Source organism: Breznakibacter xylanolyticus (assembly GCF_003254275.1).
GTDB classification, from domain to species: Bacteria; Bacteroidota; Bacteroidia; order Bacteroidales; family Marinilabiliaceae; genus Breznakibacter; species Breznakibacter xylanolyticus.
The window spans coordinates 19296-38365 of the sequence record NZ_QKZK01000018.1 but is presented as its reverse complement, the minus strand read 5'-3'; the positions used below and the strand labels follow the sequence as shown (position 1 = coordinate 38365).

The following is a 19070-nucleotide window of genomic DNA, read 5'->3' as shown; positions in this document are numbered from 1 at the left end:
TCACGTCATGCAGTACGATCCCATCAAGCGTCCCCTTGGAAAAGTTTTTAACTCGACCCCCTGGTTGCGGGTCTTTTTTTATTGGTTGCTCGATTTGTTATTGCTGCGGTCGTGGCACATCCGTCGCGAAATGCGCCGCGAGTTAAAGAACCGCAACGGTTTATCGGTGCTCGATGCCGGTTCGGGATTCGGGCAGTACGACTGGTTTATGTCGTCGTTCAACAAAACCTGGCGCATCAAAGGGGTGGATGTGAAGGATGAACAGATTGCCGATTGCAACACCTTTTTTGCACGCATGAAACGTGGCGACCGTGTGCGCTTTGAGAAGGCCGACCTGACACGTTTTGATGAGCCGGCGTCTTACGATGTGGTGCTCTCGGTGGACGTGATGGAACACATCGAAGAAGATGAACAGGTGTTTCGCAACTTTTATGCTGCCATGAGACCCGGCGGTTTGCTCATGATTTCGACCCCGTCGGATCAGGGGGGGTCAGATGCCCACGATCACGACCACGAGAGTGATGGCATTCACGGATTTATCGACGAGCATGTGCGCGACGGCTACAACATCACCGACATAGAGGAAAAGCTGACCCGTGCCGGATTCACCAACATACAGGCGCGTTATACCTACGGCACCCCCGGCAAGCTGTCGTGGAAACTCTCGATGAAATATCCCATCCTGATGGTGAATTTCAGCAAGCTGCTTTTTGTGGTGCTCCCTTTTTATTTTTTGGTGGTGTATCCCATTTGTTTTGTGCTCAACATGTTTGACGTGCGCATGACGCATGCCACCGGCACCGGTTTGTTGGTGAAGGCACGCCGTTAAAGTATCGGTCATTGTCATTTAAATATCAGTTCGCATCGTGGCATTTCTCTAAATTTGCCTGAATGCAAACTGATATTTTTTTATGAGATACTTGTCCATCCTGTTGCTGTTGGTTTTGGCCACACCCCTGTTGGCCAACCAAAAGCCCAAACCGGTGTTCGCCGGGGGGCATCCCTATGTTCAGTATGTGGGTCGTGTTGACCTCACGCCCGGTCAGGCTCCCCGCTTTTGGATGCCGGGGGTCTATGCACAATTTGATTTTGAGGGATCGTATTGCAGCGTCGTCATCAACGATGAACAGCTGTATGGCGAGAAGTACAACTATGTGACGCTGGTGCTCGACAATCAGGCGCCCCGTCGCGTGCGTTTGACCGAAAAACGCAACCTGATTTCGCTGGGCGATAAGCTTGGCAAGGGGCGTCATCGGGTGGTGGTGTGCAAAAGCACCGAGAGCAACACGGGGTACATCGAGCTGGAGATGATTCATTGCAAAAATCTGTTGCCGCCATCGGTGCTTCCGGAACGAAAAATCGAGTTCATAGGCAACTCCATCACCTGCGGCACCGGCAGCGACACCTCCGGGGTGGCATGCGGCACGGGGCAGTGGCACGATCAGCACAATGCCTACCTGGCCTATGGGCCGGTCACTGCCCGGGCGCTCAATGCACAGTGGATGCTCTCGTCGTACTCGGGCATTGGGCTGGTGCGCAGTTGTTGCGACATGAAGGCGACCATGCCCGACGTGTATCACAAAATGAACATGGCTGGCAACGACACTGCCGCCTGGGATTTTGCCCGCTACACGCCCCACGTGGTGACCATTGCCCTGGGGCAGAACGACGGTGTGCAGGATTCGACCCTTTTTTGTTCGGCTTATGTCAATTTCATCGGCACCGTTCGCCGCCATTACCCACAGGCCACCATCGTGTGTCTTACCAGTCCCATGGGCGATGCATATTTAACGGCAGCCCTCAAAAAGTACCTTACGGCGGTGGTCGATGAGGTGAAGCGACGGGGCGATGCCAACGTGCATACGTTCTTTTTTTCGCGTGCCTACACCGGCGGTTGCGACATGCATCCCACCATTGAGGAACATCAGCGCATCGCCGGGGAGTTGACGACCTTCATCCGGAAGGTGAAGGGGTGGTAGGTTTTTTAGTTTAGTGGCAATGTGTCCTTCGCTTGATGAGGATATTTGTAAAAAAGGGTGACAAGTTTTTTAACTTTATCACCCTTTCTTTTTTTGTCGAATCCTTTAATCCTTTGAACTATGGCATTACGATATGCGCTGGTGCGCAACGCCATGAAACCGGGTAAAGAAGAGTACCTGGCTCGACCGGTGAACAATCCCATTGCCCACTCCGACGACATTATTGACCTGATGGTGAACCGGGGTTCTACGGTCACGCGGGCCGAAGCGTTGTCGGTGATCGAAGAATACCACCGTGCCATTACCGAACTGCTATCGCAGGGGCATAGCATCCGAACCGAATTGTTTGGCATTGACTGTGCGGTGAGGGGCACTTTTGATGCGCACGATGCTCTGTTTACCAAACGCCTCCATCGGGTACGTCCGGTGTTGCGTGCCGGCAAACGTTTGGTGACTGCTCTTGAAGGCATCCCCACCGTGAGGGTAGAGAAAGCGTCGGTGCGTCCGCTGGCGAAGATGCTTTACGATTACACGAGCGGGCTTACTGATGGCACCCTCTCACGGGGAGGATTGGTTTCCATCAGGGGACGACACTTAAAAATCTCGACTCAGGTGGCGGGAGCCGGTCTCTTTTTTAAGATGCGCAACGGCGACCGGTTGCAGCTCCCGGCCTTTGTGAAAAATACCCCGACGGAATGGATGTTTTTGGTGCCTAAGGAATGGCCGGCCTGGGCGTGTGAGATTGAGGTGTGCACGGTGTTGAAAAAGTGTCGACAGCTGTCGTCTACTCAGTTGCTGTTGTCCGTTTCATTGGTATGAAGAATGCCCGGGGAGCATCTTCCCCTTAATCGGAGGAGCATGCGCCCCCCGTTCAGTGGAGCATGCGCCCCTTTGTGCGGGGAACACCCTCCCCTCGCATAGGGGAGCACGCTCCCCTTGTATCGCTCAGTAGGGTGTGTGATTGCTTCTCATGGCTATCCTTGGTGATGCGTCACCTTCAGATGTTTGGGTTTGCACAGGCGGCTTTCCTTTTTGGCCGTGGCACCGCAGCGGGCGCATTGATATTTGTGTTCGGGTTTGGGCGCTTTGGGGGTTTCCCCTTTGCCCAGGCATTTTTTGTCGCTCATGATCGAGGGTTGTATTTATCTGTTTAACCATCGAAATGGGGAAAAAGTTCATGGCTGTGCTTTGCGGGAGGGTATAAACGCAGAGGCTCAGAGGCGCTGAGTTTTTTAAGGTTGTGATGAACCGCAAAGGGCGCAAAGATAAGAACGCAAAGGGCGCAATGTTTCTTCTTCGCGATCTTGGCGACACCTTAGCGTCTTGGCGGTAAAGAATTCTAAAACCCATATCCACTCCGCGCTTCTGCCTCAGCGTTAAATATTCCCTCCGCGTTACCTTTACCTCCGAAGCCCAAAAGAGTGTATCTTTAAGCCCGTCATCTAAAAAATAATCATCAACCATCACCATGAGCCGATCTCTGCCCGTCCGCATAGCCCTGCGTTACCTCTTTGCCCGCAAGTCGCAAAACATCATCAGCATCATTTCCCTCATCACGGTGGTGGGGGTGATGACCGGCACCATCGGGCTGCTGGGGGTTTTGTCGGTGTTCAACGGGCTGCATCAGCTCATCGGTTCCCTGTTTGGCGCCTTCGACCCCGACTTGCGCATCGACCCGCGCCAGGGCAAAGTGTTTCACCTCGACAGCATCCCCTACCAACAACTGGTCACCACGCCGGGTGTTGAGGCCGTGTCGCAGGTACTTATCGATCAGGCGTTGTTTAAGTCGGGCAAGCGGCAGGTGCCCGGCATGCTCATGGGGGTGGACGATCAGTTTAACCGGGTGACCACCATCGACAGCATCATGTATGAAGGGACGTTCCGCCTCGAGAATGCCCACACCGAGTTGGGCATCCCGGGTTACCTGCTGGCCGAGCAACTGTCGGTGAGCACCAATTTTGTGTCGCCCGTGAGCATCTACATGCCGCGACGCAACGCGCAAATCAACATGATGAACCCCGAAAGTGGCTTCAAGACGGGCTACGTGATGGCGGGTGGCGTGTTTGCCGTCAAGCAGGTCGATTACGACTCGCAGTACCTGCTCTCGAGCATCCGTCAGGCACGATGGCTGCTCGATTATGATTCGCTCACCGTGTCGTCGCTCTTTGTGAGGGTGACCCCGGGGCACGATGTTGAGGGCGTGCAACGTGAATTACAGCAGGTGGCAGGCGTCGGGCTCACGGTCAAGACCAAGGAGGAGCAGCACGAAGCGTTTTTCAAAATGATGAAAATTGAGAAACTCATGGCTTATCTCATCCTGTCGTTCATCATGGTCATCGCTGCATTTAATGTCATCGGCTCCCTGTCGATGCTCATTTACGAAAAAAAGGAGAGCATCTTCACCCTGCGCAGCATGGGCGCCAGCCTGGGGCTGGTGACGCGGGTGTTTCTGCTCGAGGGGTGGTTCATTTCCCTGTCGGGGGCTGTGGCCGGACTGGCATTGGGCAGTGCCCTTATTGCGGTGCAGCAGCACTTTGGCATCATCAAGTTTCAAGGCGATAGCTTTGTGACCGATGCCTACCCGGTGGTACTCAAGCTGCGCGATGTGGGGCTGGTGTTTGCCACCGTTTCCACCATCGGCCTGCTGGCCGCATGGTATCCCGTGACGGTGATTGTGAAAAAGTATTATTCGGCATCGAAGGAAGAATAAGGGGTTGGGGTGGCAATGTGTGTGGTTGCACCCAGTATCACTCCCACTCCATGTTGATGATGATTTACCGACAGAAAACCACCATTAGCTATGGCGCACTGTTGTCTAATTTGGTAACTTTGAAATAAAATGCGACCGTAAAAATCATCGATTCCATCAAGATTGATTTATACTCCCGAGAGCATCCGCCACCTCATTTTCATGCCGTTTATGCAGGTTTTGAGGCATTAATCACCATTCAGGATCTCGAAGTTTATCTCGGTCACCTCCCTAAATCTCAATTAAAAAAGGTGATGGATTGGGCAGGGGCAAATCAGACATTACTTTTAGAGAACTTTAAACGCTTAAATCCACGGTTATGAGAAAAAATGTGAAGCTGCCAAGGATTTTAAAAATTGAACAGATGGAGGGTCTCCGGGTTTACGTCATGTTCAATAACGGTGAAACTCGTTTGTTGGATTTTAATCAGATATTGACCCGATGGGGTGTTGATGTCAATGATATTGAATATCAGCTTTTCGATGTATCCGTATTTCAGCAAGTGACGCTCCGTAACCAAACCCTGTCATGGCCAAATCTTTCGACCCGGTTGCTCGATGAATCCGGGGATGAGGTGGATACCCCGTATGAAATCGGGCCGGATGTTTTATATCATCTCAGCGAACCATCCGATTTGGTTGTTGATACATTCGGCGACATGGTACGTCGGGCAAGAATTAAAGCCGGGATGACACAAGATGAGCTGGCTCAAAAGGCCGGAACCTCTCGGTTTTACATTTCACGATTCGAGAACAATAAGTCTGATATCGAATTGTCAACGTTGAGGCGTATTGTGGAATCAGGTCTGGGTAAGAAACTGCAGTTGCAGATCACGTAACATCGTCACTCCCCGTCGAAGGAGGAGTGAAGCCCGGCAAACTCGTGTTTCACCTGATCGAGAATGGTGAGCAGGTCGGGCAGGCTTTCGGTTTGCAGCAGCTTGATTTTGTAGGGACGAAAGTTGGGCAATCCCTTGAAGGTGACGGCCAGGTGACGGCGCATGTGCAGGATGCCGCGCCGTTCGTCGAGCCAGTCCACCGAGTCGCACAACTGCTGTTTCACCATGGCCACCTGTTCTTCGATGGTGGGTGGCGGCAACAGCTCGCCCGTTTGCAGGTAGTGCTTAATTTCCCTGAAAATCCAGGGTCGCCCGATAGAGGGACGGCCAATCATGAGGGCATCGACACCGTAACGCTCCAGGTTCTCCTTGGCGCGCTGGGGCGAAAACACGTCGCCGTTGCCAATGATGGGGATGGTCATGCGGGGATTGTTGCGCACCTCACCAATGAGGGTCCAGTCGGCCTCGCCGGTGTACATCTGGGCACGGGTGCGACCGTGGATGGTAAGGGCGGCAATGCCGGTGTCCTGAAGGCGTTCGGCCACCTCTACGATTTGTTTCGACGACTCGTCCCATCCCAGCCTTGTTTTGGCCGTCACGGGAATGTCCACTGCCTTGACAATGGCCTCGGTCATCTTAATCATTTTGGGGATGTCGCGCAGCATGCCGGCGCCGGCGCCACGGTGGGCAATTTTCTTCACCGGGCAGCCGTAATTGATGTCAATGAGTTCGGGGTTGGCTTCGCGGGCAATTTTGGCCGCCTCCACCATGGGTTCAATCTCGTGACCGTATATCTGGATGCCCACGGGACGCTCGGCTGCGTCGATGGTCATCTTGCGCAACGTTTTGTCGATGTTGCGCACCAGGGCATCGGCTGCCACAAACTCAGTGTACATGAGGTCGGCACCGTATTTCTTGCAATGACGACGAAACGACAGGTCGGTGACGTCTTCCATGGGAGCCAGCAGCAGGGGGTGCCGGCCAAGGTCTAATGTTCCTATTTTCACGGGATGGGATTTTTTGTTGTCCGTTGGCTAAAGTCAACGGTTATTGATGCTTACCAACAGCTCTGCGCCTCTGCATCTCAGCGTTTAAAAAAAGCAATTACGCATTGAACCTCCGGTCGGCCACAATCATCAGTGCTTCGTCGCGAATCACCATGGGCGGGTTAATTTGGCGCAGTTGCAGGCTTTTGAGCCAGTTGGCCACTTCGCGCTCCATGAGGGTGTAGAGCACCTCGCGAAATTCCTCGACTTCAGCCTCGTTGTATTGTTCGGGTTTATAGCCTCTGAAACGATCCAGCTCCTCGTCGTTATAATACTCGATGCTGTCCGATGAGCTCAGCAGGGAGTCGCTTTCGCATACCTCGTGAGCGCCGCAACAGTCGGCCGGGCGGTTGTCGTTTTCAGCAGCGGCGATTATGGGTTCTGTCGCTTCGGTTCCTTGAGGTGTTAGCTTCTTTTTTCCTGCGGCAAGGCCTTGCAGTTTGGTGACCACAAAGGCTATCGCCAGGGCGGCCACAATCAATCCAATGACAATCACAATAATCATGGCGCAAAATTAATAAGAAAAGCGGGTTGCCATCATGATGCCGAAGGTTAAAAAAGATTGCATTCTCTCATCGTGGGCATCTTATCCTTAACTTTCGTGCTTCAAATAACTCACCATTTTGTTTGTTGATATGAGATGACGGAGGTCGATCATATAAAGGAGATCAATTTTTTAGATTTGTTTTCTGAGTCTCTACAGTCTCATCTGTCTGTCTAAAATCTAACGATCTTCTTCTCTTCCCCCGATTCATACCCATTCAATGGCATTGAATTAACACCTGTTTTATGTTTTCCTTATTACAACGACTGAAAGCACGTTTTCCCGGCCCCGGTGGCATACGAGAGATGATGCACCTGGCATTGCCCATGATTGCGGCCACGGCCAGCGATGGCATCATGATATTTACCGACCGCTTATTTCTGGCGCAACTCAGTTCGGCGCAAATGAACGCGGCCTTGGGTGGCGGGGTGATGGTGCAGACGCTCATGTTCTTTTTTATCGGTCTCACGGGATATTCCACGGCTTTGGTAGCGCAATACCTGGGAGCGCAACAAAAGCGCATGTCGCCCGTGGTGACCACGCAGGCCATTCTCATATCGCTGGTCGCCGCACCGCTCATCATGTTGGCACAGCCATTGGGCAAGTGGCTCATTCATTTGAGCGAGATCCCTGCCGAGTAGGCTGTGCATCAAATCAGTTATTTCAACATCCTGATTTATGGAGCCGTCATCAGCCTGGTGCGCAACAGCCTGAGCTGTTATTTTTCGGGTATTGGGCGAACCAAAGTGGTGATGGTGGCCACGCTGGGGGCATTGGTGGTGAATGTGGTGCTCGATTACGTGCTGATATTTGGCAAGTTTGGATTGCCGGCCATGGGCATTGAGGGGGCGGCCATTGCCACTCTGTGTGGCAGTGCTGTGGCTGTGGTCATTTTCCTGATGGCCTACCTGAGCCGCTACAACCGTGCGGTGTTTGCCGTGGGGCGTTCGTGGCGTCTCGATTGGGGCGTGATGCGCAAGCTGGTATGGTTCGGCTTACCGGCCGGGGTTGAGATGTTGCTCAATTTCATGGCTTTCTCGGCCATGATCATGCTTTTTCACAGTCGTGGAATGGTGGTGGGCACTGCCAGCACCATCATGTTCAACTGGGATTTGGTGACCTTTATCCCGTTGCTGGGTATCGAAATTGCCGTCACCAGTCTGGTGGGACGATACATGGGTGCCGGGCAGCCTGCGTTGGCGCAGCGATCGGCCATCTCTGCCATCTTCATTGGCATCGGATTTACCATGGTGGTGTTTGTCTTTTTCGTGTTTTTCCCCAATCTGTTGGTCGAACTGTTTCGCCCCAATACCCCCGACGCCACTTTCGATCAGTCCATTCCCTTAGCTGTGGGCATGATTCGGCTGGCCTCGCTCTATGTGCTTTCCGAAGCCGTGATGGTGGCTCTGGTGGGGGCACTGCGCGGTGCCGGCGACACGCATTTCACCATGATTTTGTCGGTGTCGGCGCACTGGTTGTTTGTGCCGGTGCTTTATGTGATGTTCAATTTGCTCGATATGTCGGCATTGATGGGATGGCTGGCTTTGGTGATCATCTTTTTGCTCTTTTGTGTGGCACTCATTTGGCGATTCAGAAGCGGAAAATGGAAGAAAATTAAGGTGGTGGCGTAGGAAGCCCCGCCCGGACTTCTCAGAGGAAGCCCCACCCGTCCTCCCCAAGGGGGAGGAGTGGGAAAAGAGCAGGGATTATTGGGGGAAAGTGCAAGAGTGCAAGAGTGCGAAAGTGCAGAGGCATCATCTGAAAATAGGACGAAATCAATCCAAGGTTTCCTTTGAGAGGATGTGGGGATTCAAAATAAAAGCCGGATTCGTCGTGAGAGGAATCCGGCTTTGTGTTGATGGCTGAGGTTGTGACTAAACGCTTATGAGTTTCTGTTTTAGATAAATGAATGATGAGAATTCACCCTTCTAAACGTCAGCGCCATGAAAATCTTAGCGCCTTCGCGCCTCTGCGTTTATTTCTAAAAACATTCAGAAGTTTTTTAAAACTTCACGTTCAGACCCCCCAGGTACATGGCTCCGATCTGATCCATGTAACCAAATTCGCGGTCGGTGTTGTTGAGCAGGTTGCGTCCGTTGGCAAACACCGACACATGGTTGTTGAACTTGTAGGTGGCCTTGAGGTTCACCAGTACTTTCGCATCCAATTCAACCGTGCCGTATTGATTGGCAAAGGTCTGCTTGTCGATGTAGTTGGCATCGGCATACAGTTGAACCTTTTCGCACGGGCGATAGTCGATGCCCAGGTTGCCGTAGATGGCCGGGGTGTATTTGTAGGTCACGTTGTTTTGAAGCTCGGTGGGGTAGGCGTCTGATGATCCGGAATTTGACATTGCTGCAGCCATCGTTTGATAACCAATAACGTAATCACGACTTACAGCCAGATAGTTGTCAAGTTTTGTTTCTTGCCAGTTGATGTGGCCTTTAACCATCAATTTAGGAGAGACAATCCAGTTGACGTTCACCGAGGCGCCCAACTGTGTTGCTTCAAGGTCGAAGTTGCGGTAGTTGATGGCCACATAGTAAGGGATGATAATCGGTGAGTCTGTACTTCCCAGGTTTACAATGGAGGTTTGTTGAGGCATCAATGCTCCAAAGTTCTTGCTGATGTTGTAATAACCTTCTACATCAATCATCACCGTTTTGGAGGGTTTCACACGGTAGCCGATTTCAAACATGTCCATCTGCATCAAATTGTAGCTGTCGTTGCCTCCGAACAAAATTTTGTCGGGGAAGGGTCGGTTGGTGATCTCCCAAAGGTAATTCGATTCGGTGTTAATCATAAACGCCGATTGGTTGGCACGTGAGTACACGGCACGCACAGTCTGATTCCCGGTTAATGAGTAGGAACCTACGAACTGCCATGAGCCGGTCCATTTGTCGGGTTTGTCGTATTTTTCGGCACGCAGGGCGGCAATCAGTCGCAAACGGTCGAACATGACGTAATCAAAACGCACGCTTCCGGCCAGGGTATTCATCTCCTTTTTGCCATTGAAGTAACCGGTTCCCAGGGTGGTGAGGTAATCTTCATCGTTGTAGCTTACGTATTGGTAGTTGATGCCGGGACGTACGGTAAGGCTTTTGTATTGCCAGTCATACTCGGCCGTCAGGTTCATTTGTTGCATATCCACCTGGAAGCCTTCATCGCCGGTGGCAAAATCCTGTTTTCCCATGGTTCCGTTGGCTTTCAGCATCAGGTGATGCAGCTGAGCCGTGATGTCGGCATAGCCGGTGGTCGATTTTCGTCCGCCCATCGACGTGGCCGGGTCACCCATGGTGGAGGTGTTGGCATACGAATCCTGAAAACCCGTGGTGAAGTTGATGTTGGTGTTGGCCGTGGGTGCGTATTCAAACTGGCCGTTTACCCCGGCTGTGCGACGGGCAATGTTGATGTCCTCAAACAGGTCGGTGATTTTATCGTTTTTATCTTTTAGGTTGATGCCTGTTTGGCCTATTTGCACTTTGTCATATTCGTCAGTAGTGAAGTATCCACCTTCAAAGATTTGATCCCCGATTGATGTTGGGAACAAATAAATTTTCTCATCATCCCTTGTGCGTTTCTCAAAGTTTCCGTTGATGCCAAAGCTCATCTTGTTGTTGATGGCTTTTTGCAGGCCCAGGCTTCCGTTCATCAGTCGGGTTCCGCCCTGAAAGTTGCCGTTAACCAGGTTGGTGGCGTTTTGGGTTGATTTGGTGATGATGTTGATGGCTCCGCTCACGGCATTGGGGCCATAAAGGGCGCTGGCCGGGCCACGCACCACTTCAATGCGGTCAATCTCGTCGAAGTTCACCGGGAGGGTTTCCCACATGATGCCACCAAAGGCGTAGTTAAACACGGGGCGACCATTGACCATCACCAGTGTTTTGGTGTTTTCGGAGTAGATAAGCATGTTATTGGTGGGTAGGTTGTCGTTGCCACGCAGGTGCACATCGAAGTTACCGTTGGTTTTTTGGCGCACAATGACACCGGGTACCATGCGCAACGCTTCTTCGATGCAGGTGGCGCCCGAGGCAATGAGTTCCTGGTGCGAAATTACTGTGGTTGAGAGAGGTGATTCCAGTTGGCTCTCGGTTTTTTTAGATGCCGATGAGAGGTTCTTGTTCAGCATCGCATACAGTTCGTCGGCTGACGACACGCCTGCAATTTCAATCACCTTCATCAGATCTTCGATGGGCAGCGACGATAGGTCGTCGATGGTCAGATTCATGACATCGTTGCGCGTCATGGTGTTGACATTGAGTGATGTTTTTTCCTGTGCGGTGAGCTGGCTGATTCCCATCACAAGAATCAGGCATGATATAATTAGTTTTTTCATTGTTTGTTGCATTCCGTGAGTGTGGTTATTCTGTGACAATTCCTAAGGACATTAGTTTCTGATTCACGAGCAGGCCTTGAGTCTGATTGTGACGGGGGCAAATCTCGTATTTGATTTTACCGTCTACCACCACGAAGTTGATGCCTGCACCATCGCGGCAGCCATTCTCTTTTTGCGCCACAATCAGGGTCGGTTTGCCCTTGTAGTAGCTCATGACCGCGGCCAAACTACCGCTTTTTGAGGGGGAGACAAACACAATGTGTGCCTTGGGCGCCGCCGACAGGTTGGTGAGCTGCGTGATTTTGATTTCCTGGTTGTTGATTTTTTTGTTGGCCATCAGCTTGGATAACTCATCGCTGATGCCATCATTTCCCAACACAGAAATGACAAATTCGCCTTGCTGGTAGGCAGGCGGCCACTCAATGTTCTTGGTAAAATTGTACAAAAACAGCGCCTTGAACATGTCCTGTTGCGCATGGACTGCCGGCGCCAATAAAAAGGCTAATAGCCACACCATCACACTCTTTCTCATACTTTCATCAATCTATTTAGGTGAGTAATTGTAGCGAAACTGGTGGGTTAAAAAAGGTTGCACCAAATATAAGAAGTTCAGCGTATGCAACAACACTTTTTTTGGCTGATGGGTGATGATTTAATGTGGAGTTGTTATTTGTGCAATTTTGCTCAAGAAAAGCAAATCCCACGGATTTAAAAATTTTACGGGGGATGTTCGTTGCATGGCCATGCCAAGGAATTCGCGGAATATTCTATTGATATCATCCTCCGGTGATGTGGGTGTTTGAAGCATCCCGGGAGTTTTTACACAATGGTTGCCTTATCGCAAAAAAAATCCCCGTTGAATCAATCAACGAGGATTTGCTGAGGTCGATGGCGGATTCGAACCGCCGTACACGGTTTTGCAGACCGTTGCCTAACCACTCGGCCAACCGACCGTGCTTTAGCGGTGCAAATATATCACTTTTTTGTTTCACGCAAAACGAAATGTTGTTTCGTGCAAAAAAATAGTGCCGTGATTATGCGTTTGGGAGGGTGAAATAAAAGGTACTACCCACTCCAGGTGTTGATTCGAGCCAGATGTGTCCACCCAGTAATTCAGTCAGTTTCTTTGCGATAGAGAGCCCAAGGCCGGCTCCTTTGTAGAACTTGGTGTTGGTTGGCTCCAGCTTGTTGAATTCCTTAAAAATGTCATTAAAATTTTTCGGGTCGATGCCAATCCCTGTGTCCGACACATAAAAACGCAGGATGTCGCCCTGGTCGATGTACCCGTAGTGTATTTCGCCCTGATGGGTGAATTTGATGGCATTATTTATCAGGTTCACAATAATTTGGTGTAGGCGGATGGGGTCGGTATTAATCTCGTGATTGGTGGTATGGTGGTTGATGTCACAAATGATTTTCACCTCGTTGGCGGTTTGTAGTGCGTAATAATTCTCCATTTCCCTGAAAATGTCGTGGATGTTACTTTTCCGTTTGTTGATTTCCAGTTGGTTGGCTTCAATTTTTGAGATGTCCAGGATGTCGTTGATAATCACCAGCAAGGTGTCGCAGCTCGATTGAATGATGTCGATAAATCGATTGTTTTCTTCCGGAGTGATTTCCGAGTCGCGCAGCAAAGCCGAGAACCCAAAGATGGCATTCATGGGCGTGCGTATTTCGTGCGACATGTTGGCCAGGAATGCTGATTTGAGACGGTCGGCACTTTCGGCTTTCAGGAGTGCTTTCTCCAGTTCGGCCGTTCTTTTTTCAACCATCTCTTCCAGATGGGTTCGATGGTCGGTCAGCTCCCTGTTTTGCAGGCTTATTTCGGCTTGTTGAATGGTCAGCTCGCGGTTCAGGTCGTTGAGTTGGCGGGTGCGTTCAGTCACTTGTTGCTCGAGTTTTCTTTTTTGGTGCTGTATGGAGTAGAATCTGGCGTAGTAGGCCACAATCATCAGCGCCAAAACTGCGGAAACGGCCAGGATTTTAAATAGAAGTGTGTCCCACCAGGGGGGTAATATTTTAATTTGCAGGCTGCTGTATGTGTCGTTCCAGCTCCCGTCGGTGTTGGTCGATTTTACCTTAAAGGTGTAAAGACCCGGGTTGAGGTTGGTGTAAGTAATGCGGCGATTGCTACTTTCGGTGGTAAGCCAGTCGTTCTGAAAACCTTCAAGCAAGTATTGATATTTGCGACGTTCGGGGAAGAAAAAGTTGAGGCTGGCAAATTCAATGCTGAACAGGTTGAACTGATGTTCCAATTCCACCACCGAAGTGTAGGCAATGGTTTGATCCGAAAAGATGTGTCCATCGATGGCGATGGCCGGCGTGATGCTTTGGTTGAACACCTGAAAGTCGGTGATCTCGGTGTTGGCATGTAGGTTTTGCAGTGCCACCTTGTCGGGGTCAAAAATGTTGAAACCCTGACTGCCCCCGAATATCATTTCCCCTTGACGGGTTTTAAAGGCCGACTTTTCGTTGAATACTTTGCCTTGCAAGCCATCTTTATCGTCGAAGTTGGTAAAGTGAACGTGGTCAATGTTGTTGATGTTTTTCCGTTCGGCCATGGAGATGCCGTGTGTGGTGCTCATCCAAATGCGCCCCTGGTTGTCCTCCAGCAGGGTGAGGATATTGTTGGATGGCAGTCCATCGTCGGTGCGCAGCACTGTGATGTTTCCCGTTGCCCGATCCAGCAGGTTGAGGCCATCGGCTGTGGCAATCCAAATTAATCCGCTATGATCCTCAATACTGGTTCGCACGGTGTTGTGACTTAGTTTGATGCTCGATTGTTGGTCGTAATATTGCCATGCATCTTTGTCGGGATTGTACATTCTCAGACCGTCCACGGTGGCAATCCACAATTCTCCCAGCCGTCCCTTGTTGATGTCGAACACCACATAACTTCTCAATGGGGAATCAAGCCCTTTGATGACCTTTACCACAGCGTTCTTATGGGGGTCGATGATGGTGATGCCGCCTTGCAAAGTGCTGACCCATAGCATGCCGTCACGGTCTTCGCAGATGTCCCACACCCGGTTGTCGGATAATGACAGGGGTTTGTCCGGGTTGTTGAGAAAACGCGTAAATCGTCCCTGGTCGTAGCACACCAGTCCGCCCATGTATGTGCCGGCCCACAATCGCCCCCGTCGATCCATGTGCATCCCTATAACGGTATCGTTGCTAAGGCTGTTGACATTGTTCGGGTCATGTTTGTACTGAGTGAATGTGTCATTTTTACGGTTGTAGTAAACGAGCCCCGAACCGTTGGTACCAATCCACAAGTTGCCTGAGGCATCTTCGGCAAAGTTATCCACGTCGTTTAGGGCATCACAACTGCTATGATCCAGGTTTATTTGGTACAGGTTAAAATTGAACAGGCCGGGGTGGTAGTAGCTGAACCCTTTTTTGAACGATCCAATCCAGATAAACCCTTCCCTGTCGAGATAAATATTTGTGATCGAGTTGCTGCATAGGCTGCGTTTGCGGTGTGGGTGTGACTTTATGTGGCTGATGTTCAATGTGTTTTTATTGATGACCTGAATGCCGCCATGGTCGGTTCCCACCCAAATATTTTCGTCGTTCACATCAATGACTGATGTAACTATGTTGCTTTGCAAGCGGCCTTTCGTGCTTTCATGACTTACCATGCTGAGGCCACCTGTACTGGGGAGATAACGCAACAGGCCATAATTGCTGTTCATGTCGTAAATCCAAATGGTGTTTTGGTGGTCGATAAACAGTTGTGGAAAGTTATTGGGAAGCTGTGGAATTTGCACTTGTTTGACAATAACTCCGTTTGGTGAAAAGCAGAGCACTTGTCCCCGATAATCACACACCCATATATTGCCGTCAGTGTCGGCCTTAATGGCGGTGATGGTATCGGTGGGATGCACGTGACCAGGGGTGGCCGTACTGATTTTCTCAACTATTTTTAGTTGCTGATGATACCTGAATAATCCGATGGAGGTGTTGCCAATCCAAATGTTGCCTGCATCATCGGTGGCAAAGGCTGTGCGGCTGACAAGGGGAATTTGCAATTGCTCGTCGAACAAGGTTTGTGAGTGATCGAAACGGTCGGTACGAGGGTCAAAAATTTCGAAATAATCGCCGGCGGTTATCCAAAACCGACCGTCGGGTGCTTCCGCAATCGCGTTGATGTTGTTGTCGCGTAAGCTGCTACTGTCACTAAGGTTATGTGTGTAATTTTTAAAGGTATAACCATCGTACCGACTCAGACCTTCGGCGGTGCCAATCCATATAAACCCCTTGCTGTCTTTCAAAAAGCAGCGGGTATTGTTACCGGCCAGTCCGTCTTCTTTGTCGAGCGAATTAAATTGAAATCCCGACGATTGGCTCCATGTCAGGGGAATCATCGTGAAAGACAGCAATATGATAAGGCATCGCAACATTGTCGTTCTTTTAGTCCATCAAGAGACTTTCTGCAAAATATTTTGCATCTTCTTTTTTGTCACACCATTGACCTTTTTATCTTATTCAACAAGCTTGTCGGTATTCTCAATTAATGCGGTGGGTGGCTCCTCTAAATTTATGACATTCAGAGTCAATGTGGGAGTTTTTTTGTCATGGCTTCAGGTCTCATTACACGATTGTACTTTTTTTGTCGATGAATTGAGCCGGTGTTTGGGGCAAGTTCAGGTTATTGCTGCGGATAATGTCACAGAGTTGCTGAGGAGACTCTGAGTAGCACAGAGATTTATGTCATCTGTTTGTAATTGTCTGTTTATTCGGTGTTTATTTGTCCACGAATTAGAAATTAAGATACAATGTCGTTTAGTTAAGCCCCGATGGGGCGTCAGCAATAGAGCAGGGCAAAGCCCTGTTAAATGTAGAAAATGAACTCAAGCCCTGAATTGAAAATCGACGAAGTCAAAGGGCGTAAGCCTATGCCCTTTCAGACTCTAAGATTGAATTTGCATTCATCGTTGGGCGATGCCCATTGCTACTGCTTATCGCCCTATCAGGCTTAACTTAAGGGCATTGAGTTAAAAGTTGTAATAGCAATTAGATGATGGTACTCATGCACTCTTGCACTTTTTTTACTCTCCTCCACTCCTCCACTCTTACACTCCTCCACTCTTACACTTCTCAACTCCTCAACTCCTCCACTCTTCAACTGTTATTTTCTCCGTGTAATTTTCGAAAACCTCGTTGATTCCGTGTTTTTTAAAAACCCATTGAAAAAATTTGTCGTTGGATGCCGAAAAAGTATTTTTGCAACGCATCGGATCAAGCGTAGGGTTTCCGGGCTCCATTGACAGAAACCCGATTCGGTTGATATGATGTTAATTTAAAACATTCATGAAGTTCAAGACCAATACGAATACGTTTTTTTGTATTCAAAGTCTTGTGTCTTGAACCTCATATCTTGATACTTTTTTATCGATGAAAAAGGAGATTGTTGTAAGCGGCATTCGCCCCACCGGCGATTTGCACCTGGGAAATTATTTTGGAGCTATGAAGAACTTTATCGCCATGCAGGAAACGCATGAGTGTTATTTCTTTATTGCCGATTATCATTCACTTACCACGCATCCCACGCCAAGTGATTTGCACGGGAATGTGCGGCGGGTGCTGGCCAATTATTTGGCTGCCGGCATCGACCCCGAAAAGGCAACGCTTTATTTGCAAAGCGACATCCCTCAAACGGCTGAGTTGTATCTCTTTTTGAACATGAACGCTTATCTGGGCGAGCTCTCGCGGTGTACGTCATTTAAGGAGAAAGCCCGTCAACAGCCCAATAATGTCAATGCCGGATTGTTGACTTACCCCACGTTGATGGCGGCGGACATCATCATTCATAAAGCCAAAAAAGTTCCTGTGGGCAAGGATCAGGAGCAGCATTTGGAGATGACCCGTCAGTTTGCCAATCGCTTTAATCGCATGTATAATGTCGATTTCTTCCCCGAACCGCAGGCTTTTAATTTTGGTGAGCAGTTGGTTAAAATACCAGGGCTCGACGGCAGCGGTAAAATGGGTAAGTCGGAGGGTGAAGGCAATGCCATCTTTTTTACCGATGAACCTAAAGAGATTCAAAAGAAAGTGATGCGTGCACTGACCGACAGCGGGCCTACCGAACCCAACCAGTTGAAGCCTGTTTACATCGAGAACTTGTTTACCCTCCTCAAGGTGGTGTCGGCATCTGATGTGGTGACTAAGTTTGAAGAAGATTATAACAATTGCGCGATTCGTTACGGCGACATGAAAAAGCAGCTGGCTGCTGACATCATTGCCTTTACCGAGCCCATGCGCGATCGCATCAAATCTATATTGTCCGACGATGCCTACATTCGTAAGGTGGTGAACATGGGACGCGAAAAAGCGGCTGCCAGTGCATCACAAACAGTTCAGGAGGTACGCGACATCATCGGAATCAAGAAGTTTTAAAGGAGCATTTTTTTTTTTTTTTTGCCGTTAATGCACACTTTATGTGTGCGTTAACGGTTTTTTTGTTGTCTTTCTCAGCCATCGTGGTGCATTTAATGCGTGTGGATACGCCCCGATGGCGGGAATTAAAAAAATAAACCGATATTTGGTTTTCATACCACCAAACCGCTTGTAAAGCATGGAAGACCGTAAAAAAGAGCATTTGCAGTTGGCCTTTGCCTCTCGGATAGATGCCCGTGACGCTGACACCGGGTTCGATTATGAGCCTTTGTTGAGTGCCCATCCCATTGGTGAACTTCAACCGTTTGCTTTTGCCGGTAAAAGCATGCGTCTGCCGGTGTGGGTAAGCAGCCTCACGGGTGGGAGTGAGCGTTCGGGTGTTATCAACCGCCGCTTGGCTGCCGTTTGTGGCGAGTTCGGGATGGGGATGGGGCTGGGGTCGTGTCGCATATTGTTGGACGACGAGCGTTTTTTGCCCGATTTTGATGTGCGTACCCTCATGGGTGATGAGGTGCCTCTGTATGCCAACCTCGGGATTTGCCAGCTCGAAAAGATGCTTCAGTCGCAACGGTTTTCTGAGATTGAGCAATTGGTGACACTCTTACGTGCCGATGGTGTGATCATTCACATTAACCCCTTGCAGGAGGCTTTTCAACCCGAGGGCGATCGGTTGGAACTTGCCCCGGTCGATATTTTAGATGAATTCCTCAAACAGACCACTTTGCGCGTCATTGTGAAGGAGGTGGGCCAGGGGATGGGGCCTGCCAGTTTGCGCCGTTTGCTGCAAATGCCCATTCAGGCCATTGAGTTTGGCGCTTTGGGCGGTACGAACTTCTCTCGCCTGGAAATGCTGCGCGACGGTGATGTTTTGCGTGAGATATTTGATTCGTTCGCGCATGTGGGACACTCTCCCGACGAGATGTTGGCCTGTGTCAATGGACTGATTGTGGACAATGCCGCCACTCGTTTTCCTGAGTTGATTATTTCGGGCGGCATCACTTCGCCGCTTCATGGTTATCGATTGGTGCGCACTTCGGTGCTTCCTGCGGTGTATGGCATGGGTGCCCGGTTTTTAAAGTTTGCCGATCAGGGCGAGGCTCCTTTGCGTGATTTTGTGTCTGCCCTGCAAAAAAGCTGGATGTTGGCCGATGCCTTTCTGAAAGTGCGTTGAAGCGGATT

General features: G+C 50.0%; 16 protein-coding genes and 1 tRNA gene. 10 read left to right on the top strand and 7 right to left on the bottom strand.

The features are described from left to right. The first annotated feature begins 7 nt into the window (after positions 1-7). The 3 genes from LX69_RS11300 (at position 8) to LX69_RS11290 (ending at position 2798) form a co-directional block, all read left to right on the top strand. A complete protein-coding gene (locus LX69_RS11300) occupies positions 8-829 on the top strand; it encodes a class I SAM-dependent methyltransferase (RefSeq protein WP_111446163.1) in 822 nt (273 codons plus the stop codon). A gap of 82 nt (positions 830-911) precedes the next feature. Next, positions 912-1979 carry an SGNH/GDSL hydrolase family protein gene (locus LX69_RS11295; RefSeq protein ID WP_111446162.1) on the top strand — a complete coding sequence of 356 codons (1068 nt, stop codon included), beginning with the start codon at positions 912-914 and terminating at the stop codon, positions 1977-1979. A gap of 120 nt (positions 1980-2099) precedes the next feature. Beyond that, positions 2100-2798 carry a DNA-binding domain-containing protein gene (locus tag LX69_RS11290; protein WP_111446161.1) on the top strand — a complete coding sequence of 233 codons (699 nt, stop codon included), beginning with the start codon at positions 2100-2102 and terminating at the stop codon, positions 2796-2798. A 155-nt stretch (positions 2799-2953) separates the two neighbouring features. On the opposite strand, the gene LX69_RS17790 is transcribed toward LX69_RS11290, so the two are convergent. Next, positions 2954-3106 carry a hypothetical protein gene (locus LX69_RS17790; protein ID WP_170124348.1) on the bottom strand — a complete coding sequence of 51 codons (153 nt, stop codon included), beginning with the start codon at positions 3104-3106 and terminating at the stop codon, positions 2954-2956. Positions 3107-3447: 341 nt separating this feature from the next. Here LX69_RS17790 and LX69_RS11285 point away from each other — a divergent pair, with 341 nt between their 5' ends. The 3 genes from LX69_RS11285 (at position 3448) to LX69_RS11275 (ending at position 5566) form a co-directional block, all read left to right on the top strand. Next, a complete protein-coding gene (locus LX69_RS11285) occupies positions 3448-4689 on the top strand; it encodes an ABC transporter permease (protein WP_111446160.1) in 1242 nt (413 codons plus the stop codon). 143 nt (positions 4690-4832) lie between these two features. Beyond that, positions 4833-5051, top strand: coding sequence for a DUF4160 domain-containing protein (locus LX69_RS18370; protein WP_111446193.1), 219 nt, complete (start codon positions 4833-4835; stop codon positions 5049-5051). Then, a complete protein-coding gene (locus tag LX69_RS11275; protein ID WP_111446159.1) occupies positions 5048-5566 on the top strand; it encodes a helix-turn-helix domain-containing protein in 519 nt (172 codons plus the stop codon). The genes LX69_RS18370 and LX69_RS11275 overlap by 4 nt, the downstream gene beginning before the upstream one ends. 5 nt (positions 5567-5571) lie before the next feature. Here the strand turns inward: LX69_RS11275 and dusB are convergent, their stop codons facing one another. Together dusB and LX69_RS11265 are read right to left on the bottom strand one after the other, a co-directional pair. Further along, complete coding sequence (dusB, locus tag LX69_RS11270; protein WP_111446158.1) at positions 5572-6573, bottom strand: tRNA dihydrouridine synthase DusB; 1002 nt, start codon at positions 6571-6573, stop codon at positions 5572-5574. Between the two features lie 97 nt (positions 6574-6670). After that, a complete protein-coding gene (locus LX69_RS11265; protein ID WP_111446157.1) occupies positions 6671-7117 on the bottom strand; it encodes a phospholipase in 447 nt (148 codons plus the stop codon). A 284-nt stretch (positions 7118-7401) separates the two neighbouring features. Here LX69_RS11265 and LX69_RS11260 point away from each other — a divergent pair, with 284 nt between their 5' ends. Together LX69_RS11260 and LX69_RS11255 are read left to right on the top strand one after the other, a co-directional pair. Further along, the gene (locus tag LX69_RS11260; protein ID WP_111446156.1) at positions 7402-7797 is read left to right on the top strand and encodes an MATE family efflux transporter; all 396 of its coding nucleotides are present in this window, start codon (positions 7402-7404) and stop codon (positions 7795-7797) included. A gap of 3 nt (positions 7798-7800) precedes the next feature. After that, entirely contained in the window at positions 7801-8787 is a 987-nt protein-coding gene (locus LX69_RS11255) for an MATE family efflux transporter (protein ID WP_111446155.1), read from the top strand. 371 nt (positions 8788-9158) lie between these two features. On the opposite strand, the gene LX69_RS11250 is transcribed toward LX69_RS11255, so the two are convergent. From LX69_RS11250 to LX69_RS11235, 4 genes are all read right to left on the bottom strand, one after another. Beyond that, positions 9159-11492 carry a TonB-dependent receptor plug domain-containing protein gene (locus LX69_RS11250; protein ID WP_170124346.1) on the bottom strand — a complete coding sequence of 778 codons (2334 nt, stop codon included), beginning with the start codon at positions 11490-11492 and terminating at the stop codon, positions 9159-9161. Between the two features lie 25 nt (positions 11493-11517). Then, positions 11518-12024 (bottom strand): YfiR family protein, encoded by a 507-nt coding sequence (locus LX69_RS11245; RefSeq protein ID WP_111446153.1) that lies wholly within the window; start codon positions 12022-12024, stop codon positions 11518-11520. Between the two features lie 350 nt (positions 12025-12374). Then, positions 12375-12445, bottom strand: a tRNA-Cys gene (locus LX69_RS11240). Between the two features lie 81 nt (positions 12446-12526). Continuing rightward, positions 12527-15859: a two-component regulator propeller domain-containing protein gene (locus LX69_RS11235; RefSeq protein ID WP_170124345.1), complete on the bottom strand. Its 3333-nt coding sequence runs from the start codon at positions 15857-15859 to the stop codon at positions 12527-12529. A 1030-nt stretch (positions 15860-16889) separates the two neighbouring features. On the opposite strand from LX69_RS11235, the gene trpS reads away from it, so the two are divergent. Both trpS and LX69_RS11225 read left to right on the top strand, forming a co-directional pair. After that, entirely contained in the window at positions 16890-17891 is a 1002-nt protein-coding gene (trpS, locus tag LX69_RS11230; RefSeq protein ID WP_111446151.1) for a tryptophan--tRNA ligase, read from the top strand. A 178-nt stretch (positions 17892-18069) separates the two neighbouring features. Next, positions 18070-19062, top strand: a complete 993-nt coding sequence (locus tag LX69_RS11225) for a beta/alpha barrel domain-containing protein (protein WP_111446150.1) — start codon at positions 18070-18072, stop codon at positions 19060-19062. Positions 19063-19070: the final 8 nt, after the last annotated feature.